27 protein-coding genes are annotated in these 23207 nt (G+C 35.3%); 8 read left to right on the top strand and 19 right to left on the bottom strand.

Annotated elements, in window-relative coordinates; all coding sequences use genetic code 11:
* A partial coding sequence (locus Q0A18_RS03430) for an AraC family transcriptional regulator (RefSeq protein WP_292008773.1) occupies positions 1–848 on the top strand: 848 nt, incomplete at its 5' end.
* A gap of 85 nt (positions 849–933) precedes the next feature.
* On the opposite strand, the gene Q0A18_RS03425 is transcribed toward Q0A18_RS03430, so the two are convergent.
* The 10 genes from Q0A18_RS03425 to Q0A18_RS03380 form a co-directional block, all read right to left on the bottom strand.
* The gene (locus Q0A18_RS03425; RefSeq protein WP_292008772.1) at positions 934–1326 is read right to left on the bottom strand and encodes a hypothetical protein; all 393 of its coding nucleotides are present in this window, start codon (positions 1324–1326) and stop codon (positions 934–936) included.
* Between the two features lie 12 nt (positions 1327–1338).
* Complete coding sequence (locus Q0A18_RS03420) at positions 1339–2076, bottom strand: ATP-grasp domain-containing protein (protein WP_292008771.1); 738 nt, start codon at positions 2074–2076, stop codon at positions 1339–1341.
* Between the two features lie 5 nt (positions 2077–2081).
* Positions 2082–3485 (bottom strand): spore maturation protein, encoded by a 1404-nt coding sequence (locus tag Q0A18_RS03415; protein ID WP_292008770.1) that lies wholly within the window; start codon positions 3483–3485, stop codon positions 2082–2084.
* Between the two features lie 48 nt (positions 3486–3533).
* Entirely contained in the window at positions 3534–4046 is a 513-nt protein-coding gene (locus Q0A18_RS03410; RefSeq protein ID WP_292008769.1) for a hypothetical protein, read from the bottom strand.
* Positions 4047–4098: 52 nt separating this feature from the next.
* A complete protein-coding gene (gene accD, locus Q0A18_RS03405) occupies positions 4099–4953 on the bottom strand; it encodes an acetyl-CoA carboxylase, carboxyltransferase subunit beta (RefSeq protein WP_292008768.1) in 855 nt (284 codons plus the stop codon).
* Positions 4954–5039: 86 nt separating this feature from the next.
* Positions 5040–6110: a class II fructose-bisphosphate aldolase gene (fbaA, locus tag Q0A18_RS03400; protein ID WP_292008767.1), complete on the bottom strand. Its 1071-nt coding sequence runs from the start codon at positions 6108–6110 to the stop codon at positions 5040–5042.
* Positions 6111–6181: 71 nt separating this feature from the next.
* Positions 6182–7048 (bottom strand): NAD kinase, encoded by an 867-nt coding sequence (locus Q0A18_RS03395; RefSeq protein WP_292008766.1) that lies wholly within the window; start codon positions 7046–7048, stop codon positions 6182–6184.
* A gap of 2 nt (positions 7049–7050) precedes the next feature.
* Positions 7051–7701, bottom strand: coding sequence for a CBS domain-containing protein (locus Q0A18_RS03390; RefSeq protein WP_292008765.1), 651 nt, complete (start codon positions 7699–7701; stop codon positions 7051–7053).
* Positions 7702–7886: 185 nt separating this feature from the next.
* Positions 7887–8417, bottom strand: a complete 531-nt coding sequence (locus Q0A18_RS03385; RefSeq protein ID WP_292008764.1) for an RNA methyltransferase — start codon at positions 8415–8417, stop codon at positions 7887–7889.
* A gap of 101 nt (positions 8418–8518) precedes the next feature.
* Positions 8519–9391 (bottom strand): bestrophin family ion channel, encoded by an 873-nt coding sequence (locus Q0A18_RS03380; RefSeq protein ID WP_292008763.1) that lies wholly within the window; start codon positions 9389–9391, stop codon positions 8519–8521.
* A gap of 81 nt (positions 9392–9472) precedes the next feature.
* Between Q0A18_RS03380 and Q0A18_RS03375 the strand changes: the two genes are divergently transcribed.
* Positions 9473–10348, top strand: coding sequence for a cupin-like domain-containing protein (locus tag Q0A18_RS03375; RefSeq protein ID WP_292008762.1), 876 nt, complete (start codon positions 9473–9475; stop codon positions 10346–10348).
* 81 nt (positions 10349–10429) lie between these two features.
* Entirely contained in the window at positions 10430–13018 is a 2589-nt protein-coding gene (mutS, locus tag Q0A18_RS03370) for a DNA mismatch repair protein MutS (protein WP_292008761.1), read from the top strand.
* A 2-nt stretch (positions 13019–13020) separates the two neighbouring features.
* Here mutS and Q0A18_RS03365 read toward each other — a convergent pair whose 3' ends face one another.
* The 3 genes from Q0A18_RS03365 to Q0A18_RS03355 all read right to left on the bottom strand — a co-directional run bounded on the left by Q0A18_RS03365 (position 13021) and on the right by Q0A18_RS03355 (position 14397).
* Positions 13021–13458 (bottom strand): hypothetical protein, encoded by a 438-nt coding sequence (locus tag Q0A18_RS03365; protein WP_292008760.1) that lies wholly within the window; start codon positions 13456–13458, stop codon positions 13021–13023.
* 8 nt (positions 13459–13466) lie between these two features.
* Positions 13467–13862 carry an energy transducer TonB gene (locus Q0A18_RS03360; RefSeq protein WP_292008759.1) on the bottom strand — a complete coding sequence of 132 codons (396 nt, stop codon included), beginning with the start codon at positions 13860–13862 and terminating at the stop codon, positions 13467–13469.
* Between the two features lie 118 nt (positions 13863–13980).
* Entirely contained in the window at positions 13981–14397 is a 417-nt protein-coding gene (locus tag Q0A18_RS03355; RefSeq protein WP_292008758.1) for a hypothetical protein, read from the bottom strand.
* Positions 14398–14471: 74 nt separating this feature from the next.
* On the opposite strand from Q0A18_RS03355, the gene Q0A18_RS03350 reads away from it, so the two are divergent.
* From Q0A18_RS03350 to Q0A18_RS03340, 3 genes are all read left to right on the top strand, one after another.
* Positions 14472–14963 carry a TlpA disulfide reductase family protein gene (locus Q0A18_RS03350; protein ID WP_292008757.1) on the top strand — a complete coding sequence of 164 codons (492 nt, stop codon included), beginning with the start codon at positions 14472–14474 and terminating at the stop codon, positions 14961–14963.
* A 9-nt stretch (positions 14964–14972) separates the two neighbouring features.
* Positions 14973–15626, top strand: a complete 654-nt coding sequence (locus Q0A18_RS03345; protein WP_292008756.1) for a thioredoxin family protein — start codon at positions 14973–14975, stop codon at positions 15624–15626.
* A 79-nt stretch (positions 15627–15705) separates the two neighbouring features.
* Positions 15706–16104, top strand: a complete 399-nt coding sequence (locus tag Q0A18_RS03340) for a DUF2809 domain-containing protein (RefSeq protein ID WP_292008755.1) — start codon at positions 15706–15708, stop codon at positions 16102–16104.
* On the opposite strand, the gene Q0A18_RS03335 is transcribed toward Q0A18_RS03340, so the two are convergent.
* The 5 genes from Q0A18_RS03335 to Q0A18_RS03315 all read right to left on the bottom strand — a co-directional run bounded on the left by Q0A18_RS03335 (position 16085) and on the right by Q0A18_RS03315 (position 19965).
* Positions 16085–16531: a hypothetical protein gene (locus tag Q0A18_RS03335; protein WP_292008754.1), complete on the bottom strand. Its 447-nt coding sequence runs from the start codon at positions 16529–16531 to the stop codon at positions 16085–16087. The genes Q0A18_RS03340 and Q0A18_RS03335 overlap by 20 nt on opposite strands.
* Positions 16497–17414, bottom strand: a complete 918-nt coding sequence (locus tag Q0A18_RS03330; protein ID WP_292008753.1) for a YARHG domain-containing protein — start codon at positions 17412–17414, stop codon at positions 16497–16499. Before Q0A18_RS03330 ends, Q0A18_RS03335 begins: the two co-directional genes overlap by 35 nt.
* The gene (locus Q0A18_RS03325; protein ID WP_292008752.1) at positions 17411–18046 is read right to left on the bottom strand and encodes a DUF2306 domain-containing protein; all 636 of its coding nucleotides are present in this window, start codon (positions 18044–18046) and stop codon (positions 17411–17413) included. Before Q0A18_RS03325 ends, Q0A18_RS03330 begins: the two co-directional genes overlap by 4 nt.
* A 6-nt stretch (positions 18047–18052) precedes the next feature.
* The gene (locus Q0A18_RS03320) at positions 18053–18487 is read right to left on the bottom strand and encodes a hypothetical protein (RefSeq protein WP_292008751.1); all 435 of its coding nucleotides are present in this window, start codon (positions 18485–18487) and stop codon (positions 18053–18055) included.
* Positions 18488–18762: 275 nt separating this feature from the next.
* Entirely contained in the window at positions 18763–19965 is a 1203-nt protein-coding gene (locus Q0A18_RS03315; protein ID WP_292008750.1) for an NAD(P)/FAD-dependent oxidoreductase, read from the bottom strand.
* A 110-nt stretch (positions 19966–20075) separates the two neighbouring features.
* Here Q0A18_RS03315 and Q0A18_RS03310 point away from each other — a divergent pair, with 110 nt between their 5' ends.
* On the top strand, positions 20076–20567 hold the full coding sequence (locus Q0A18_RS03310; RefSeq protein ID WP_292008749.1) for a thioesterase family protein: 492 nt from the start codon (positions 20076–20078) through the stop codon (positions 20565–20567).
* Between the two features lie 49 nt (positions 20568–20616).
* Complete coding sequence (gene thiL / locus Q0A18_RS03305) at positions 20617–21690, top strand: thiamine-phosphate kinase (RefSeq protein ID WP_292008748.1); 1074 nt, start codon at positions 20617–20619, stop codon at positions 21688–21690.
* Between the two features lie 74 nt (positions 21691–21764).
* Here thiL and Q0A18_RS03300 read toward each other — a convergent pair whose 3' ends face one another.
* Positions 21765–23087, bottom strand: coding sequence for a hypothetical protein (locus Q0A18_RS03300; RefSeq protein ID WP_292008747.1), 1323 nt, complete (start codon positions 23085–23087; stop codon positions 21765–21767).
* Positions 23088–23207: the final 120 nt, after the last annotated feature.

The following is a 23207-nucleotide window of genomic DNA, read 5'->3' as shown; positions in this document are numbered from 1 at the left end:
TTAATGAAGAGGTTATCTATGATGACTTAAGTATTGTGAGTGGAAATTATCAGGTTAAGGAGAATCTGATTTTGGATTGTCTGGAAAAAGATCCTTTATTAGAACTACATTTTAATCTTTCGAAATCTCCTATTTTTTATAAGAATTCTTTCACTTTCTCAGATACGGTTCCTTCTATGACAGGAAATATGATTTATATTGCTCCCAGTGATTTCAAATCAGAGATTTCATTTGAAGAAAATGTAGAATATGAAACATTTGATATCCATTTTCCATTAAAAATGCTGGGCCGGTATTGGGGTGAGAATAGATTGCTGGATTCGTTTCTTGATAAGGTTTCAAAAAACAGAAGTGTAGGCTTAACGGATAATAATATTAAATTAAATTCAAAGATATTATGTGCGATTCAGGATATTCGTGACTGCAGGTATGAAGGATTAACCCGGAAATTATATCTTGAATCCAAAATATACGAGATTCTTGCTTTCTGCTTTGAAAGTGATGATGCAGAGAGAAGACAGAAGCTTTCTAAACGGGATATTGATTGTATTAACTTTGCCGCCCAGGTCATAAAAGACCGTATCAGCAATCCGATCACGATTGAAGAGCTGGCAAAAAAGACCGGAATTAATGAAACAAAATTAAAATCAGGTTTTAAAATTGTTTTTGGGACAACTGTTTTTGGCTATTTACAGGAACTGCGAATGAATAAAGCAAAACATTTTCTTTTTGATTCAGACTTATCTGTTGAAGAAATAAGCAGGATGTGCGGTTATATGAATGTGTCAAACTTCAGTGCTGCTTTCAAAAAACACTTTGGATTTCCACCAAGTACATGTAAGAAATAGTAAATTTTTCTATCAGTTCAAAATAACAAACCATATCCATTATTAAACAAACTGGATGAGGGCTGAATTAAAAAAACGGGGGATATTATTCAACGGTCTTTTTCAGCTCATTGATTCTGTTGATGACAGGCAGGGCGAAAATTCCGCTGGTTTGCAAATACAACTCATAGAATGCTTTGGACTTATTCAGAAAATCTTTATTCGTATTTTCTTTACCTTTCAGATAGAAAAGGTTACCCAACATTTCATAATAATCCTTATGATCTCTTTCCTGTCTTTCATTCACAATTTCTATGATTTCTTCTTTAGTTTTAGAGGAAATTTCAGAGAAGTCCATTTTGAAAATATCTTTCATTAATGAATCGTAATCCAGCTCTTTCTGCATTAAGCTTTCTTCAGGTTTTTCCAGAATAAGCTTTTCCAATGCCTGGGTTAATTGGCGGATCAATCGTAGCGTATAATCTTTATCTTGAATCATATTTTATATGTATTAAAAATTTAAATAGTCATTGGTATTGGTAAGCTCACCCCATCGTGCAGAAAGAAACTTTGCATAATGAGAAGAAGAAAGCCCGTAAGTTCCTAAAGAATGTCCATCATTTACTTCTACTAAAATGGTTTCGCTTTTCTCATTGATACCAAAATCCAAAGAATATGAATTAGGTTGCGAAATAAAGGAATCTATTGCATGTTGGACGACCTCCATGTCTATTTTAGTATCCCATTCACCTTTATATCTCCTTATATCTAGAATTTCTTTATATCGGATAAAACATCTCCATTCTGTTTTAAAATCAATAAGCTCGGAACACCAGATTTCAGTATCCTTTTCTTCGTTGAGCAAGCCCAGAAAATCCATTTCATTTCTGATCACCTTTCCCGCAAAGAGTTTGGTTTCTGTTTTGGGCTTAATAAAAATATTCCAGCTGTTTTTATCTTTAAAGACATTGTTAATGGATGAGCTCCATACTTTACGCTTTAGAAAAGAATGTAATTCTTCAGGGTAATCTATTTCTTTTTGAGGGGAGGTTATATTTAGGCTTTGTAAATGTTTACGGACATTTCCTATACCTCCCACTATAATATGTTCGGGGTTTTTATCCGTGATTTCGTTTGTATCAATAAACTTTTGAATTTCATAACCGAAATTTCTGAAGCCTTCAAATGCTATAAATGCATTTACATTATAGAACTCTCCTTCCTTATCTGTTTGAATATATGCTTTCATAAAGTTTAAGCGAAAAATAAATAAGCCAATCCGATAGAAGTAATAATTCCTACCAGATCTGCCAGAAGCATAGCAACCACCGTATATCTTGTATTCTTAACGGCTACTGCTCCAAAATACACTGCAATTACATAGAAGGTAGTATCTGAACTTCCCTGTAAAACTGCTGCCAGTTTCCCTTGGAAACTATCTGCTCCGAAAGTTGCCATGGTATCAACCATCATTCCGCGGGCTCCTGACCCAGATAGAGGCTTTATTAATGCTGTAGGAAGTCCATCTACGAATCGTGCATCCAGATTTGCCACATGGGCCACCCATTTCATTCCGTCAATGATTACATCAAAAACTCCTGAAGTTCTTAAAAGGGAAATTGCGATTAACATTCCTACCAAATAAGGAATGATCTTTACACAGGTGGTGAAACCATCTTTAGCCCCATCAATAAATGCATCGAAAACATTGATCTTTTTGTAAACAGCACCCAGAACAATGGCAAGGAATATAAACAGAATAAGTCCGTTGCTTAAAACCTTACTGAAAGTATCTAATTCATCTTTACTGAGTTGAACAAGGTATAAGACTAAAAGTGCAATGATGGCGGAGATTCCTCCTACATACGCAATCACTACCGGCCGCAGCAGGTTAATCTTTTGATACAGCGAAACAATGATCATGGATGATAGAGTAGCTGCAAAAGTAGCAATCATACAGGGAAGAAATATATCTGTCGGAGTCTTTGAACCCATTGAAGCCCTTATTGCAATGATAGACACTGGGATTAGTGTCATTCCTCCTGCATGGAGACACAAAAACATAATCTGAGAATTACTTGCTGTGTCTTTATTAGGATTAAGAGTCTGCAGGCTTTCCATAGCTTTCAAACCAAATGGAGTTGCTGCATTGTCCAGCCCTAAGAGGTTAGCACTGAAATTCATAAGCATATGCCCGAAAGCCGGATGTCCCTTAGGAATTTCCGGAAATAATTTTGAGAAGAAAGGTTGGATGAATCTACTCAAAAGATTGATTCCTCCTGCCTTTTCGGCAATACTCATAAAGCCCATAAAAAGAGTCATGATTCCAATCAGTCCAAGGCATATTTTCACGGCTGTTTCGGAGGTGCCGATTACACCATCTGATTCCTGAACTCTATATACCGTTACATTTTGTTTTAATGAGTCTGTTTTATAATGGATTCTGCTATCTGTAAAATCTGCTTTTTTTAATAAACTGTCTTTGATGACAGGAGAAAGTGTATTGATATGCTGAGTAGCGATCTGCACCGTATCACCGCCTTTCCCTACTACCATATCATTGAAAATGGTTTTGTAATTCCCAGAAGAAATATACTTTATACTTGCTATAGCGATGGCCACTATAATGAAAGCGGACCAAATTCTACTTAATACCATTGATAGAAATAAATTTTAGAAAAGATAATAAATTAAAATCATTAGAAATCATTTGTCATTAAGATATACTAAAAAACCATCGAAATGATCATCCAGAGATTGCAATACCTTTGCGGATTCTGTTTTCTGAATCAAAGCATCAATAAAAAAACTTTTTTCGAAAAACTGCCGGTGGATTCCTGGAAGAATCTCCCTGAAATAATCCATTCCGATTTTATTATTATGTAGATCCATTTTGGTTTCCAAAGGCTCATTGGGAAACAGTTCTTCATGCATATTAGTTAATCGTTCACAGAAATCCAGAGCCTTTTCGGGTGAGGAAATCTTGCAGCAGTACATTAGAATAAAACAGCACCATAATGCATGTCTGAATGCATTTCCCACTCCGTTTTTAGAGGCGGAATGAGGAAACTTCTTCTGAGCAACGGTAAATGCCTGGATGGTTGCATAAAAGCTTAATAGTGAAAATAGGGGATGAGGCAGAACAAGCGATAAAAGCCTGATGATTTTCTTCAGGCTCATACTTCGTATCGTGTTAAAAAATATTTTAAACGTCCTCATAAAAAAATCTCTCCCTAATTAGAGAGAGATGATATGTTTTTTATTACAAAATTTATGCATTTACAGCCAGTAGATTTACTGTTTTTGCAACTGTATCTTTGATTTCAGTTCTTTTAACGATAAAATCTACGAATCCTTTTTCCTGTAAAAACTCCGATGTCTGGAATCCTTCAGGCAGGTCCCTACCTATTGTTTCACGGATTACTCTTGGTCCTGCAAATCCGATCAACGCTCCCGGTTCTGCCATGATAATATCAGCTGTCATTGCAAAAGAGGCTGTAATTCCACCAAAAGTAGGATCACATAAATAAGCGATATATAAAAGCCCTGCTTCTGAAAGCTGTGCCAGTTTAGCCTGCACTTTTGCTAGCTGCATCAGTGAGTAAGTGGCTTCCTGCATTCTTGCTCCGCCGGACTGGCAGATGATCATATAAGGAAGTCTGTGAGCAATACAGTAGTCGATCGCTCTTCTGATTTTTTCTCCCATTACAGACCCTAAAGATCCACCGATAAAAGCAAAATCCATACAAGAAACGACCATTTTAGTTCCGTTTACAGTTCCTACAGCATTTCTTATAGAATCTGTAAGTTTGGTCTTCGCTTTTACTTCTTTTAATCTGTCAACATAAGGTTTTGTATCCTTAAATTTAAGAATATCTATACTTTCAACGTTAGCATCCAGTTCTTTGAATTTACTGTTATCGAAAAGGATCTCAAAAAATTCTGCACTTCCTATTCTTACATGGAATCCATCTTCAGGAGAAACATAATTGTTTTTTCTAAGCTCCTCATGCTCAACTATTTTTCCGGATGGAGTCTGATGCCAAAGCCCTTTGGGAACGTCCTTTTTTTCATCAGTCGAGGTCGTAATGTTTTTTGCTTTTCTTTTAAACCAGTCGAATGCCATTTTATATTAGTATTAATGTACAATGTAAAAAAGTAAAATGCATAAAGGATCTCAATTACCTTATGCATTTTACTTTTTTACAGATTTTATTTTAAAGTATTTACGTTATTTAAATCTTCAAAGGCTTTTACCAGTCTTGAAGCGAAGGTTTCTTCACCTTTTCTGACCCAAACTCTCGGATCGTAGAATTTCTTATTAGGCTTTTCTTCTCCTTCAGGATTTCCGATCTGAGATTTTAAATAATCGATATTGTTAACCATATAGTCTCTGATTCCTTCTGTGTAAGCAAATTGAAGGTCAGTATCAATATTCATTTTGATTACTCCATAGTCGATCGCTTCTCTGATTTCTTCAAGAGTAGAGCCTGAACCTCCGTGGAATACAAAATTCACTGGCTTTTCTGCAGTTCCGAATTTCTCCTGAACATATTTTTGAGAATTATCCAGGATTTTAGGAGTAAGAACTACATTTCCTGGTTTGTAAACTCCATGTACGTTCCCGAATGCTGCTGCAATCGTGAAGTTATTGGAAATAGCTTTTAACTTCTCATAAGTATAAGCTACATCTTCAGGTTGAGTATATAATTTAGAATTGTCAACATCAGAATTATCAACACCGTCTTCTTCTCCTCCTGTAACTCCGATTTCAACCTCAAGAGTCATCTGTAACTTAGCCATTCTTTCAAAATATTTGGAAGAAACCTCAAGGTTTTCCTCTAAAGACTCTTCAGATAAGTCAAGCATATGCGAAGAATAAAGAGATTTTCCTGTTTGCTTGAAAAATTCTTCGTTGGCATCCATCAATCCGTCGATCCAAGGTAATAATTTTTTTGCACAATGGTCTGTGTGAAGAATAACCGTTGCACCATAAGCCTCAGCTAAGGTGTGAATATGTTTTGCACCGGCAACAGCTCCTAAAATAGCAGACTTCTGACCGTCATTGCTTAAGCCTTTTCCTGCGTTAAAAGCAGCTCCTCCATTCGAAAACTGAATGATAATAGGAGAATTTAGTTTTGCTGCTGTTTCCATAGCTGCGTTCACATTGCTGGAACCGATTACGTTTACAGCCGGTAAAGCGAACTTGTTTTCTTTAGCATACTGAAATATATCTGTAACTAACTGACCTGTGGCAACTCCTGCCGGGAAAATTCTGCTCATTTTTTACTTTTTAAATGTAATTATTAGGGTGTTTTATAATTCTTGTAAAGTTAAGCAATTTTGCTTAATTACTAATTTCTTTTGTCACTCCCCCAAAGTAGCTTTTGGCGGATGGTTTCATAAAAACTTAAATGATTGGGCTGTACAAGAAGAATTTGAAAATCTGCCTTTCTGATGATGATTTCCTTATCCGTCTCAATATGGATCAGTCTTGAATCCAGAGACAGTGAATATTGAGGAACTCTGCTTTCCACTTTTAATTTGATCTCGACTGTATCGTTAACAATTAAAGGTCTTACATTCAGATTATGCGGTGCAATAGGGGTGATTACAAAATTTCCGTTATTAGGGGAAATGATTGGTCCGCCACAACTTAATGAATAGGCTGTAGATCCTGTCGGGGTTGAAATAATAACTCCGTCTCCCCAGAATACATTCAGAAATTCATCATTGATATAAGAATCTACCGTAACCATAGATGTGGTCTCTTTTCTGGAAACAGTTACATCATTTAAGGCATAAGGATAGAAGTTTTCCAATTTCGGAGATACTACTTCAATCACGGAACGGCGGCTTGTTTTTACATCACCTTTTAAAATGTTATCCAAAGCATTAAATGCCTCTTCTTTCGTAAAACTTGCAAGGAACCCCAATCTTCCGGTATTCACACCTACAACTGGAAGCTCTAAGTCTTCTACGAATGTTAGGGAATTAACGATAGTTCCGTCTCCTCCAAACGTAAAGAACCAATCTACTTCTTTATCGATAAGGTCCTGTTTACAGCTGAACGTTTCAAAGATTTTTGAGAATTGCAGAGCTTCTGCCATTTCACTGAATAAAACAGATTGTACTCCTCGGTTCTCCAGCTCAGAAACAAATTTACTTAAGTATAAAAAAGTATCAAGGTCTTTTTTCTGAGAATATATCGCTGCCTTCATCTTTATATTTCTATGAATTTTTGGAAAAAACCAAATCGATCTTTAAATAAATCTGTTTTTTCATCAGAATAATATTTTTCTACAATTCTGTAATCATATCGCTCAAAAGTAGAATCCACAGATCCGAGATTCTCATTGCTTATTTTTATAGTAACCTGAATAAGCTCTTCACTCATGAAACTGATAAAGCCTCCATAAAATTTAGAATTATTACTCTCCACAATATTAGCGATCTCAGTCATAGAGTATTTTCTTGCCGGAACTTCCACCGTAAGAATGGCTCCTGATTCTGAAAAGAGCGGGTAACGGGAAAAATCCTGGAAAATATCATCACAGCTGATATAGCCTAAGTACTTTTCATTTTTATTGATAACAGGAATTACATTCGCATTAAAGGTATGGAAGATACGGATGCTGTCCATCATATTATTATCTTCCAGTATAGCAAAACGCTCTATCTGATGTTCGAGATCTTTTAATGTTCCTTCGTCTTCATATAAAAAATCCTTTGCAATGGCTCCATAGAACAGATGAGACTTTTTAATGAAAATATGGCTATACCCGAAATCCTCTAATATATTTCTTGCTGATTCAATTGAGTCAGTAAGGTGAAAACATGGAAAATCTTTTGAGATATAGTCCTTGATAAACATTGTGCTAAATTATAAAAAAATAAATGAAGTTTTTTCTCAAAATAAAACTTTTTTTGGCAATTTCCCCAAAAACAGATTTTAAAATTGGTTGGTGAGGAAAAAAGAAGTATCTTTGTAGCCTTTCATTTTTACTTTTTATTAGATTTATTTCAAACTGCACTGTCGATGAGGCATATGCAGTTTTTTTATTTTAAGGCTTTTGCAAATTCCCACATTACAATCCCTCCACATACGCTCACATTGAGAGAATGCTTTGTTCCCAACTGTGGAATTTCCAGAAAAGTATCAATATTTTCCAATGCTTCATCACTGATGCCTTCCACTTCATTTCCGAGGATCAATGCATATTTCTTTGCTTTATCTATAGTGAAATCAGTAATCGGTTGACTGTTGTTGGTCTGTTCGATACCCACAATCTCAAATCCCTGACTTTTTAGGTTATTGATAGCGGTATTGATATCTTTCTCATGATTCCAGTCGACACTTTCAGTCGCTCCCAAAGCAGCTTTATGAATTTCACGATGAGGAGGCTGGGGAGTGATCCCGCAAAGAATGATCTTTTCGATCAGAAATGCGTCTGCAGTCCTGAAAGTAGCCCCTACATTATGCATACTCCGGATATTGTCAAGAATAATTACCAGGGGGATTTTTTCAGTTTTCTTAAACGTTTCTACGTCTATTCTGTTAAGTTCGTCAAGTTTTAATTTATGTACCAAGATGATTTTTTTACTATTTCTCCTGTCTATTATATGAATTCAAAATTAATAAATAGTTTTTGGAGTTAAAATATCTGCGGAAAATTATTTGTATTAATTATTTAGCCGATAGTTTTCTGAACACTCTTTTCAATATTCTGGGCTAAGGCCTCCATGGGGATATCGTTTTCATCATTGTTAAAAGGATCTTCAATTTCTTCCGCAATAAGCTCCAGACTCATTAAAACATAAAATACAAAAACTGTAAGAGGAATCATGAAGTATCCGATGGTGATCACATAAGCGATAGGAAGAGCAAACACATAAAGAATGATAAATTTCTTGATAAAAGAAGAATAAGAATAAGGAATAGGCGTGTTTTTGATTCTTTCGCATCCTCCGCATACGTCTAAAAAACCTGAAAGCTGAGGATCCAGATAAACCATTTCCATATCTGAAATTTTCCCTTCTTTTTTCAATTGATTAAGTTTATGAGTCAAATGCATGATGATTTCGCTGGGACCATGATGTTTAAATGATTTTTCAAGCTCAGTATAATCTTCGTCCAATGCAAGTCTTGTAGACTCTTTGGAAAGATGTTTCGCTAAAAAGTGAGGGAAAAATTTTAAATATCTGGCGATCTGTTCGGCATCTTTTCGATCGTCAGCAAGGATATTACTGATTTTAATAGAGAAGTTTCTGGTGTCATTCACCAGTTTTCCCCAAAGTTTTCTTCCTTCCCACCATCTGTCATATGCTGTATTGGTCCTGAAAACCAATAATAGAGAGAGGACAAAGCCTAATAAAGAATGTAGCATTCCCACATTGCTGATCCCTGATTTGGCATTAAGGTGCAAATATTCAATTTCTATATAAGCGACTGCGTAGGAATAAAGACCTACCAGGCACATCGTGGGAAACAGGATTTTTAAAGTGTCGCTTTTATGTAAACTGAATAGTATTTTTAAGAAATGTTTGGTATTATAAACTCTCATATAATCTATATAGTATCACAAAGATAAATTTTTCCAAGTTTCAAAAAAACTGTATTTTTATTTGCTTAAAAAACAGGCCAAATGATTCTCGAAAAAGTAGATGTTGTAGAAGATATAAGTAAAAAAGATTTCCAGGAAAAATATTTTAAGAAACAGAAGCCCCTTCTTATTAAAAATTTTGCGGGCCGTTGGGAAGCATTTGACCAATGGAATTTCGATTATATCAGGGAAAAAGCAGGAGAACAAACGGTTCCTTTATATGATAATAAACCAGCCAACGCTTCAAAAAGTACGGATACACCGGTAGCTCATATGAAAATGAAGGAATATATTGATACGATAAAAAGTAAGCCTTCAGATTTACGTATTTTCTTCTATATTATTACAGACCGTTTACCGGAACTGCTTAAGAATTTTACTTATCCTGATTTGGGGATGAAGTTTTTTAAAAGACTGCCGACTTTATTCTTCGGAGGGAGTGAAGCTCATGTATTGATGCACTATGATGTGGATCTGGGAGATTTTTTACACATTCACTTTGAAGGGAAAAAGAGAATATTATTATTTGACCAAAAGCAATCTCAGTTTCTTTATAAAGTTCCATTATCCGTTCATACTATTTATGATCTGGATTATGAAAATCCGGATTATGAGAAATTTCCGGCTTTACGATATGCAAAAGGGTTTGAAATTTTTATGGAACACGGAGATGCATTATTCATTCCCGGAGCCTTCTGGCATTTTAACAGATATCTGGAACCTGGTTTTTCTATGTCATTGAGGGCACTTCCGCAGAAGCCGAAGGTTTTTGCCAATATGTTATATCATGTATTCGTTATGCGATATACGGATAAAATATTGAGAAAACTGTTCAAAGCAAAATGGGTGGATTTTAAGCAGAAATGGGCTTATGATAAAGCAACCGAGGCCTTGGAAAAACACCGTGGAAACAAATAAATCCCCTTTTTAAAATAGAGATAGGTTGTGAAGCTTCTATTTTATTTTTAATTTTACTCACTTAATTTAAGACCGATTTTGATGGCAAAGGCAAAGAAAGAAACTCCGTTAATGACTCAGTATAATATGATCAAGGCAAAATATCCTGATGCGCTTTTATTATTCAGAGTTGGGGATTTTTATGAAACCTTTGGGCAGGATGCTGTTAAAACTTCTCAGATTCTGGGGATCGTTCTTACCAAGAGAAATAACGGGGAAGGACATGTTGAGTTGGCGGGATTTCCACATCATTCCATAGATTCCTATTTACCTAAATTGGTAAGAGCCGGAATGAGAGTTGCAATCTGTGATCAGCTGGAAGATCCTAAAATGGTCAAAGGGATTGTAAAACGGGGAGTTACTGAACTGGTAACGCCCGGAGTGACATTCAATGATCAGGTATTGAATTCCAAAAAGAATAATTTCCTGATGTCCATCCATAAAGAGAAAGAAAAATATGGAGTAGCTCTGGTAGATGTTTCCACGGGGGAATTTTTGATAAGTGAGGGAAACCTCGAAAAGCTTTTACATATCGTCAATACTTTTGATCCGAGTGAAATCATTTACCAGCGAAGTGTTCAGATTCCGGAACAGTTAAAAAATAAAAGTGCCTTTAAACTTGAAGATTGGGCATATCAATATAATTTTGCATACGAAAAACTGACCAGTCATTTTAAAACAACTTCTTTAAAAGGATTCGGGGTTGATAATTTATCATTAGCGATTACAGCAGCAGGAGCCATTTTTGCTTATCTGGTAGAAGATACTCACCACAATTTACTTTCTCATATCACGAAAATTCAGGTAATCCCTCAGGAGGATTTTCTGATGATGGATAATTTTACATTAAGAAACCTAGAAATCGTGTACCCAAGCAACCCTCAGGGGAAGTCCTTGTTGGATATCATTGATAAAACATCTACTCCCATGGGAGGGCGATTATTAAGAAGGAGGATTATTCTTCCTTTAAAATCGGTTAATGAAATCAACAGAAGGTTATCATTAATAGATTTCTTAAATGAAAATGACCACTTGAAATATGATATTTCCCAATTGCTGAAATCCATTTCGGATTTAGACCGTTTAATGGGAAAGCTGGCTGCGGAAAAAATATCACCTAAAGAACTTGGTTATTTACGTCAGAGTTTAATTAATATTCATAAGATAAAGGCCTTACTTCATCCTCATGCTGATATTCTGGCCTGGGTGGAACCACTGTATGACATGGAAGAACTGATTGCGTTTCTACAGAATCATCTTAATGAAGAGCTGCCGGTGAATATTTCAAAAGGAAATATTATTAAAGAGGGAATTTCCGAAGAACTTGATCAGTTACGAAACCTTCAGAATAAAGGGCGCGGTTTTCTGGATGAAATGTGCCAGCGGGAAATTGAAAGAACCGGTATTACCAGTCTTAAAATAGATTTTAATAATGTTTTCGGATATTACATCGAAGTCCGTAATACCCATAAAGATAAAGTTCCTGAAGATTGGGTGAGAAAACAGACACTTGTCAATGCAGAGCGCTATATCACAGAAGAATTAAAAGAATATGAAAACCAGATTCTCGGAGCAGAAGAGAAGATCAGTGTTTTAGAAAATGAACTGTACCGAAAGGTATGTGGGGAAACAATGATCTATATGGATCAGATTCAGGGGAATTCCAATATTATTGCTCAGCTTGACGTGGCTGCAGGATTATCCGAATTAGCAGTTTCCGAAAGTTATACAAAACCTGTTCTTAATGAAAGTTTTGCAATTGACCTTAAGGAGGCGAGACATCCTATCATTGAAAATGCCCTGCCATTAGGAGAAAAATATATTCCGAATGATATTTTTTTAGATAAGGATTCTCAGCAGATCATTATGGTAACTGGTCCCAATATGGCGGGTAAATCAGCAATACTCCGTCAGACAGCCATCGTTTGCCTTTTAGCTCAGATCGGTAGTTTTGTACCCGCTAAATATGCTGAAATAGGAATCTTAGATAAAATATTTACAAGAGTAGGTGCCACCGACAATATTTCTGCAGGTGAATCTACATTTATGGTGGAAATGAATGAGGCCGCCAATATCCTGAATAATATTTCGGACAGAAGTCTAATCCTCCTTGATGAAATTGGAAGAGGAACTTCTACCTATGATGGAGTTTCTATTGCCTGGGCTATTGCAGAATATCTTCATCAGCATCCTACACAGGCTAAAACTTTATTTGCAACCCATTATCATGAATTGAATGAAATGACAGTTAATTTTGAACGGGTAAAAAACTTCCATGTTTCCATTAAGGAAAATAAAGGGAATATCATCTTCCTTAGAAAGCTGGTTCCGGGAGGAAGTGAGCACAGTTTTGGTATCCATGTGGCAAAATTGGCGGGAATGCCTTCAAAGGTGGTAAACAGGGCTAATGAAATCCTGAAAACCCTTGAAGCAAGTCGCACACAGGGAGGCAGCTCTTCAGAAAGCATCAAAAGGGTAACAGAAGAGAATATGCAGCTTTCTTTCTTTCAGCTGGATGATCCTGTGCTGGAAAATATCCGTGAAGAATTAACGAAAATGGATATTAATACCTTAACGCCTATTGAGGCCTTAATGAAATTGAATGCAATTAAAAAGATGATTGGAGGTTAACTTTACTCCATAGAACTAAAATTTACGGGTATACTTAAAAGGTAGCGTACTGGCTCGTCATTAAATGTTGCAGGAGTCCAGTGGTTTTTCATTCTTCTTAGAGCCGATTCTGCAGCAGCTGAAAATTCAGGATTATTGCCGGTTGAGGTGATTTCATTGACAGAGTCATTCTTTTCAATAATAAAATAGAGTTTGATTTTAACATTCTTCGCTGTGATATGGGAAGTATCCAGATAATTATTAAACTTTATACGAAGAGCATTTATTCCGTGGGGATAATCAGGAAGCTGATCTACTTTAAGAATAACATCGGAAAGATCAAGCTTGGTTTTTAAAATTTCATAATCAGGGAGATCAGATACTTTTTCATACATAACTTCCTGCCCTGAGATAATAATACCGAAAATAAGGGTGAGAAATAAACTTATTTTTCTGTTCATTATGGTTATTAATTTTTAATAGAAAATGGGATATAGAATTGGCGACGAATATTCGTTCCATTGCTAGTAGCAGGAATCCATTTTTCTTTAGTCTGCTTAATGGCTTTCATGACTTCCTGATTAAAGCTTGGGCTTACCCCTTCTGTCTTTATATTGGAAATAGAACCGTCTTTTTCAACAACAAAAGAGGCTATGCAAAACATTTTTCCTTTCTCAATGATACGGTCGTGGCTGATATTCCTGCAAATTTTTTCTTTATAAACTTCTATCCCTCCTTCTGGTGGAATAGGAGGTGTCTCTGCCTTATAAGTATTTGAATTAATTCCTTTTTGAATAGTATCAGCTGCCTGCTGCCCATAAATTGGGGTGCTAAGAAATAAGATCAATAAAAGTAGCTGTCTCATTATTGCGTTTATACAAATATAATGCTTTATAAAAGTTTTCTTACTTGTTTATTAGTTTGAATGATTAAAATAAGAATTCTCAAAAGCTATTTACACTATTACAATAAGGCGATACAGATTAATCAAAAGTATGGCTGAACGAAGTTTTATATTGATATCGGACTTTATAGCCATAAATTTTCCCGGCCGTATTCCATCTTCCGCTCATACTGGAAATAGCTCTCTTAACCTCTTCATTAAAAGCGGCACTGGGACCTGTTACTTTTAGATCTGTCATAGATCCGTTCTTTTCAATGACAAAAGAGATGGCACTTGTTTTTTTACCTTTTTCAGTTATTTTATCGGTCTGGATTTTATTTTTAAGATCCTCTTCAAATGTTGCCTTTTTAGAATAAACCGGAGGAGTGTCTACTTCTGTGTAAATCTGCATACTTCTTTTTACATAGGCTTTTTGCAGCTTATCGGGTTCTTTCATCTGTTGTCCAAAAGCAGTGGAACTTAACAAAATAATAAAGAGGAAAACAAAATTTCTCATTGGTAAGTTTTTTACAAAAATAAAGTTTTATAAATTCTAAGACTCTAAAATAATTACTTTTCTTATTTTTGAGTATGAAGAAATTCTTGAGCATACTGACTTTATTATTGTGTTTTAGTATTTTTAAAGCACAGCAGGCAGAGGTGACTTCGGTGAAATATGAAGCGTTGGAAAAACGTATACAAGAAGAAAAAAATAAGTTTCTTGTTGTCAATTTTTGGTCAACTACTTGCGCACCGTGTGTCAAAGAGCTTCCCCACTTCATGGAAATCAACAATAAATATGCCGATAATCCGAAATTCAAGATGATTTTAGTGTCTTTAGACAGATTAGTGGATAAAGAGAGGGTGATCAAATTTATAAACACTAAAAACCTCACTGCTGAGATTATTTTACTGGATGATATTAAAAGAATGAATACCTGGATTCCAAGATTTGAAAAAGACTGGGACGGGAATATCCCTGTGACTTTGTTCTATAACAATGGAGAGAAGGTTTTCTTTAATAACGGGGAAATGAGCAGAGAAGAGCTGGAGACTACCATTGAAAAATATATGAAATTATAAAAATTAAATATGAAAAATTTAAAACTGATATTGGCCGGACTGATTTTAGGTTTAGGATTTCTGAGCTTTACAAAACCGGACGATAATAAGCATGAACCAAAACATGTTACAACCTCTTCAAAAGGATATGAAGTAGGGGATGAAGCTACAGATTTTAAGCTTAAAAATGTTGATGGGAAAATGGTTTCACTCAGCGACTATAAAAGCGCGAAAGGCTTTATTGTTATATTCACCTGTAACCACTGTCCTTATGCTAAGAAATATGAAGACAGGATTATAGAATTGGATAAAAAATATAAGCCTCTGGGTTATCCTGTGATTGCGATCAACCCTAATGATCCTAATGTACAACCTGAAGACGGATATCAGGAAATGATCGAAAGAGCCACAGATAAAAACTTTACCTTTCCCTATTTAGTAGATGAAGGGCAGAAAATTTATCCTCAATACGGAGCGACAAAAACCCCTCATGTATTTGTTCTTCAAAAAGAAAAAGGTAAAAATATCGTGAAATATATAGGAGCTATTGACAATAATTATGACGATCCTAATGATGTTTCAGAGTATTATGTACAGGAAGCGGTTAATCAATTATTGAAAGGACAGCCTATTAAAACGACTAAAACTGTGGCCATTGGATGTACAGTTAAAGTGAAAAAATAAAATAGAAAATCGGATTCTTTATGAAGGGTCCGGTTTTTTTATGTTGAATTCTTCATTACTTTTGTGGAAATAACACAATATGCCAGAAGAAAAACAAAATTCCGGATCAATACTTCATTTCAGGTTTCCATATTTTATTGCTACTATTCTGTTATTTCTCATAGAGGTTTCGATTGCAACCGTATTTAGTGATATTTTTTTTATAAGGGCTTATTTAGGAGATGTACTGGTGGTAATGCTGATCTACACTTTTATTAAAAGCTTTTTTATACTCAATGAGACTAAACTGATTATTGGTATTTTTATTTTTTCGTGTCTGACAGAATGGGCTCAGTATTTTAATATAGCAGAAAAATTAGGCTACCAAAAAGGCAGCCTGATGTATATTGTTATTGGAAATTCATTTTCCTGGATTGATATTCTCTGCTATGGAGTTGGATGTGTTTTACTGTATCTTTTTAGTAAGCTGAATGAATGACAATAGGTTGTCTCATTTGTGTTCTTACCTTTTCTCCGTTGACTTCTCCTGGTTCCCATTTGTATCGTAAACTAATTTTTTGAAAGACTCTCAAAAGTTCTTTTTGGATATCTTCATAGGGGGAATTTACTTTTATATTGGTCATTTTTCCATCTCTGTCTACCAAGAATACTACATAGGTTTTGATTCCTGTATTTTTAAAATTTTCATGAACAATTTCTGCCGTCACCAGATTCATAAAAGCTCGGGCGCCTCCGGGAAACTGAGGTTCTTTAGTAAGTTGTGAGTGAGATACTATTAGGTTTTTATTTTCAGCCGAAAGTGAATCTTTCTGTGCTGAAACCCAAACAGTCCCCATAATAAATAATAAAAAAATGAAAATTCTTTTCATACTACCTTCCAAAACTGTCGTATTTGTCTTCAGCATATTTTATAAATCGGTTAAGTAAAGCAACATTTTCTTTTTCCATTGGAGAAAGATCATTATCTACATTATTTGATACAGGAATATACCAGTCTGTATACTCAAAGAAGTTTCTGTAAGTAGCTTTTTTAAAAGAATATCCATGTCTTGCAAAAACAGAGTTTTTAATAATTTCCAGATCCAGTTTTCTAAGATTCTTTATGTCTTTTTCAGTCAGCTTTTTTTTAGATGCATTAAGCTTAAATATAGCATCTGTGGCTTGTCTGTATTTATCTTGCGTATAAGATGTTGTCTCTCCTGTTTCCTCATCAGTGTATTTTTCCTGAACAACTTTAGGGTTGGTCCAGTCTACAATATCAGAATCCGGATCAAGCATAAAGTTAGGGTTGTACACAAAATCTTTTTTTAGAAGTTTTAATTTTTTGGTGGTATTTTTTACAGCAGCTTTATTATATGCTGTCCATTTCCCAGTAATACTGTCGGCTTTTAATTGGACTTCAAACCTTCCGTCAGTTTTATCATTTCCAGGCTCATCTAAAATAAAAGATTGGGAACTCTCATTAAAAACTCCCCGGAAAGGACGCTGATTACCATTGAAAATACTCTGCCCATAGACACTGTCCTTAGTGATTCTGTTGATTTTTAAAGAAAGCTTTTTTATTAATAAATTGGTGTATTCATTTCCTTCATTATCATAAACGGATTCATTTCCTATAAAATCACCGGTATAAATACCGTAAAGTTCTTTATGAAATTCAGGGACTACCACTGAGTCCTTCTTTACAGAAAGAGAATCCTTGGAAGTATTACTCTTCTCTGCTTCCTTTTTACAGCTCATTATTGTAACTGCTAATAAGGAGATAAGTGCTAAATTTAAAATTTTCATATAAGTTTTTTTCTGATTAAAATTTCCACTAATAAAAGGTTGGGAATCCAACCCAGCCATGCTATGATCTGATAAACATCCATAGGATTAGGATGAAAAAAATAAACGAGAATAACTTTCCACATTCGTAACGTAATAGCAGATAATGTTAATGCAAAGCTTCGCCACATCCATTGTTTGTGCTGTTCAAATTTTTTCTCACGAACCAGCTGATAGGCTTTGAAAGTAGAAAACCACCATAGGCAGCCCATTATTAAAAAAGATATTTTAGAATAAATTCCTCCATTGGCAAAAATTCCCATATAAATTCCGGAAGGAGCTGAGAAAATCAACAAGAGCAGAATATAGATTTTTCCCGAAGTTGTATGCAATCCTTTATATCCAAAATCTCTCCTTAGAATAGCAATAAATCCGAAAAAAAGTACAAAGATGCTCGTATACACATGGGTATAGAAAAAAGTGAGATATTCCGGTCTTGTTTCCACCTCTGTCTGTTTGATCATCAGAAAGCTTACATCCGTCTGCAGCGGAATGTATTCTAATGTGATCTTTAGCATCAGCCAAAAGAAATAAACAAAGCCCCCAATGAAAAGGACTTTGAAGATAACCGATGCTTTCTTTGCCAGAAGCATTTTATCTTATTTAAAAGCTAATATGATAGGAAAAGAATAGGCATACTTCTTAGGGTTGGAAGTATCCACTTTCATCTCCGGTTTCCATTGGGAAATCAGAGGTTTTACCACTCTTTCTACTTCCCTGTTGAAACTTTCATTTTCACCTGTCACAACTAAAGAATCAGTTTCAATGCCATGTCTTTCATCTACGGAAAACTGAATATTGGAAGTGACAACCGCATGTCCGTAATCGTTTACCTGTAGAGGGTTAACCTGTTCTATAATAAGATTAATAAAAGATTTAAAATTGGCGGGAATTTCGTCAACAGTATATACTCTGTGAGTAGGTGCTTTTACTGTTTGTACCGGACTGCTTTCCGGTTGTTCATTTTCGTTTTGTGTTTGAGAAAATGCAAAGCCACAGCCTAGGAGCAGGGCTAAAGTAAATGTTTCTTTCATATTTTTAATTGCTAGAGTGTTTAAAATAATACTTATGCTATAGTGTGTTGGTTAATTTTTCAGATCACTGTTAAAAGAATTATTATTTAGAAAAGGTCGTCCTAAGTACTTGAATTTTCCCAAAAAAATCTGCGGGAGAACCGGTCTTCTGAAAATGAATCCGTTCCATAGAAATAGAACCATTTGGAATTTGGGTATAATCCTTACTATAGCAGTATAGTAAGACTATAATAATAATTTTTTTCACCCAGCTAAAATACAACTATTTAACATAATTACAAATGATTTAAATCTTGTGCAATAAGCCAGGCTTCACTCCAGCATGCCTGGAAATTAAATCCTCCCGTAACCGCGTCTATATTTAGTACTTCGCCTGCCAGGTAAAAATTGGGAAGATTCTTGGAAGCCATATTTTTAAAATTGATTTCTTTTAAATCTACTCCGCCTGCCGTTACAAATTCATCCTTAAAGGTCGATTTACCGGTAACTTTGAATTTCTTTCTGCATAAATTAGATAGAATGATCTGGATTTCTTTTCCGGAAATATTAGCTACCTGTTTATCGGGGCTGATATTTGAAATATCCAAAATCCTTTGCCAGAACCTATTTGTGATATCAAATATTTTTGATTGGGCAATTGTTTTTTTAGGATGGGTCTGTTTATATTCTGAAAATAATTCAGAAGCCTCTTCTAAGGTTTTAGTGGTGAAATTGACTTCAATCTCAAAATTATAATTAAGCTTAGCTAAATTAAGGGCTTCCCATGCAGAAATTTTTAAAATAGCAGGACCCGATAATCCCCAATGGGTAATCAATAAAGGTCCGCTTTCTTCTGTTTTTAATTGAGGAATTGATATTTCTGCATATTCAAAGCTGGTTCCTGCCAGTTCCTGTAATAATTCATCCTTGATGTTAAAAGTAAAAAGAGAAGGAACCGGAGAAACAATTTTGAATCCAAGGTTTTCAATCAGTTTTAAAGATTTTGGAGAACTTCCCGGAGTGTAGATGATATAATCTGCCGTAAAATCTCCGGAGTTGGTGACCACTGTATACTGATCACCCTGTTTTAGTATTTCTTTTACACTGTGTTTTGTTTTGATTTCTACATTTTTCATGCTTGTTTCCTTTAAGAGCGTATCAATAATGGTTTGGGAAGAGTTGCTCTCAGGAAAGATTCTGTTGTCATTTTCTATTTTTAACGAAACATTTCGTTGATCAAACCAGTCCATGGTATCTCCGGGCTGAAATTTTGAGAAGACACTTAAAAGCTCTTTATTTCCACGAGGATAAAACTGAACTAATTCCCTGGGATCAAAACAGGCATGGGTTACATTACAGCGTCCGCCTCCTGACACTTTTACTTTTTGTAAAACATCTGAGTTTTGTTCCAGGATTGTAATTTTATATTGTGTCTCATCGAGGTTAGCAGCACAAAAAAAGCCCGCAGCGCCACCTCCGATAATTATAATTTGTTTCATAGGTAGGAAATCTTATGCAGAAGATTATTTTTTTTCAAAATTACAACTTTTATAAACCATCTTATTTGAGTATTTTTGGAGATAATAAATTTAGTAAAAACCTATTCCCAATGATATTTTATAATAAATTCGAAGTACGCTGGAGTGATCTTGATGCTAATAAGCATTTAGCAAATTCATCTTACGTTCAATACTGTGCACAAGCCAGAATGGCTTTCATGACTAAAGAGAAGATGGGTGTTACCCAATTGAGCAGATGGGGAATCGGTCCGGTTATTCTTCATGAAAGATATTCTTTTTTCAAAGAAATCTATGCAGACCAGACTGTAATTGTGAGTGTTGAAGTAGACGGATGTTCCGAAGACTCTTCGATTTACCGTTTTCTTCATAAATTTTATCTACCGGATGGAACCCACTGTGCAACTTCAGAAGCAACAGGAGTGTGGATTGACATGATGATCAGAAAAATGACTACTCCGCCGGATGATGTAATAGAAGCAATGAATAAGTATAAAACAGAAAATACTCAGGTGCTTACCAGGGAAGATTTTAAAAAGTTTCCTTTCCACCCTCAGAATATAGATCCGGAGGTACTAAAATAAATAATAACAATGAGCAATTAATATATTGCTCATCACTATACTAAAGCATATGTTTGAAGATAAATCTCAGGAATTAACCCCGATTTCCAAATTAGGAGAATTTGGACTGATTAAGCATTTAACGGAGTATTTCACTTTATCTCAACCTTCTTCTGAAGAAGGGATAGGTGATGATGCTGCGATCATTAATCCGGAAGATAAAAAAGTTGTTCTTACAACGGATGTTCTTGCGGAAGGTGTTCATTTTAATTTAGGCTATGTTCCGTTAAAACATTTGGGTTATAAGGCGGTGGTTGTGAACCTTAGTGATGTCGCAGCAATGAATGCAGTTCCTACACAGATTCTGGTTTCAATAGCGGTATCCAATAGGTTTCCAGTAGAAGCATTGGAAGAGATATATTCCGGGATTCAGACTGCGTGTAAAAGGTACAATGTTGATTTGGTGGGTGGAGATACCACAAGCTCCAATTCCGGATTGGTAATAAGCATAACGGCTGTAGGAATGGAAAACGAAGAAAATATCGTCAGAAGAAAAGGAGCAGGACCAAATGATCTTCTTGTGGTGACAGGCGATCTGGGAGGGGCTTATATGGGTTTACAGATTTTGGAAAGAGAGCATGCTGTTTATCTTGCAAATCCGAATATGCAGCCGGAAATGGAAGGTTATGACTATATTCTTGAAAGACAGCTGAAGCCGGAAGCGAGAACAGATATAAAGAACACTCTGAAAGAATTGGGAATTCAGCCGACTTCCATGATTGATGTTTCAGATGGACTGGCTTCTGAGATCCTGCATTTATCCGATCAGTCAGAGGTAGGATTCCGTTTGTATGAAGAAAAAATTCCGATGGACAGTCTTATGATATCTACTGCTGATGAATTTAATCTTAATCCTGTAATGGCAGCCTTAAGCGGAGGAGAAGACTATGAATTGTTATTTACCATTTCTCCGAATGATTTTGATAAGATTAAAAATCATCCTGATTTTAGTATTATCGGACATGCTGTGAGTAAAGAAGAAGGAAATTTTATGGTAGCAAGAGGATCCAACCAATTAGTTCCGTTAACAGCGCAGGGATGGGATGCTTTTTTAGGTAATCAGGGTGCTGAAAATGAAGAATAAGAAATAATTTATATACAAAAAACCACCATAAACAATGGTGGTTTTTTATTTCTTAGTAAAAAGGTTTAAATAATTTAGAAATAAAAGTCTTTATTATAAATAGGAATTTCCTTTTGAAGCAAAGGGAAAGTTCCTTCATATTTGAATGGAGAGATTCCGAATGCATAGAACAGATCAGCCTGAAGTCGTCCTTTTAGATTGAGAATTCCTTTTCTTTCAGGAATCGCCTGAACTCCTATAGAAGGGACAATCGATGCTCTTCCCCTCACTCCGGAGCTAGCAAGAGATGCAGTTATAAATTGTAGCCCCACAGCTCCTTTCATTTCTATTCCCATTTCGGCAGATAAATTACCTTCTAAATTGGTAACATTAAATTCTATTGTTTTTTGGAATTCTATATTTAACTGTGGATTTTTTGCGACAAGTACATTTGCTTTTCCTTTTACTTCAAGGAATTTTACCTGCGCTTTTCCTGTTGCTGCCACTCCCAAGAAAGGACCGGCTGAAATAGTAGGGCTTATAATAAGACCTGTAGGGCCAAGTACCACAGGAATAAATGGAATATTAACAAAATCCGTAGTGCTCACAGTATATCCCAAACTTCCTTGAATATTAGCTAAAGCCTCAAGGGTGATGTCATCCATAATGAAATTTACTTTGAAATCTGTGAGGAATCCCCAGGAAAAAGAAATCGTATAATCAATTTTAGGGGTATAACCGCCTTTCAGATTAACATTGGATCCAATTCCTACCGGTCCCAATTGTTGGTTCAGAACAGGAATGGTCTTGTCGAAAGTAAAGTGACCAAAATTAATAAGCTTCTGGTTACTCAGGTTTTTAGCTTCTATAGTCGTGATTCTATTGGTCAGCTCTTGAGATACAAAACCTTCTACGGGAACGTAATTAGCCAGTTTTCCATTAATATTGATAGGGGCTTTTCCGGAAGGATCATATACGCCACTTAATGTTCCGCTGTAAATAAACTCTTCCAGCTTTGCGGTTGTGGTCTGGTAAATAAACTGATTATTAGCTTTTGAAACTGAAGTTACCTTAGAAAGGATATTAGTCACTTCATCCCCGTTTATTTTGGTTCCTACAAGAACAGTTCCGACTTCTATACTGTCAGTTTGATTTGTAGATCGATTAAATGCTATGCTTTGGTTATCCATGGTTGAAATAGCAGAAACAGATTCATCGTTCAGGATAATTACATTCTTTTTTAAAGTAAGATTTCCCATGGTTTTCATACCCTCTGTAGAAGATGCAGGGGTAGGTATTGTGTCTTCGGTCATTTCATCCTGAGAGCAGGAAGTTAAGACCATCAATGAAAGTAAAGAAACAAATACCCACTGGTATAGCTTTCTGTACATTTTGGACGGATTAAAATTGTCTTTCATAAAATATAAATTAAGTATTAATGTGTGTTGTACTTTAAATAAATCTTAGTTTTTTCACTCCCTAATAAATAGTATTTTGCAAGAGTGTTCCCATTCCTATTTGAGCTTTGTAAAATAGAT

The sequence above is a fragment of the Chryseobacterium sp. genome (assembly GCF_022712095.1).
In the GTDB taxonomy this organism is placed as follows: domain Bacteria; phylum Bacteroidota; class Bacteroidia; order Flavobacteriales; family Weeksellaceae; genus Chryseobacterium.
The sequence above is the reverse complement of the archived record's forward strand: the minus strand, read 5'-3'. Positions and strand labels throughout refer to the sequence as shown.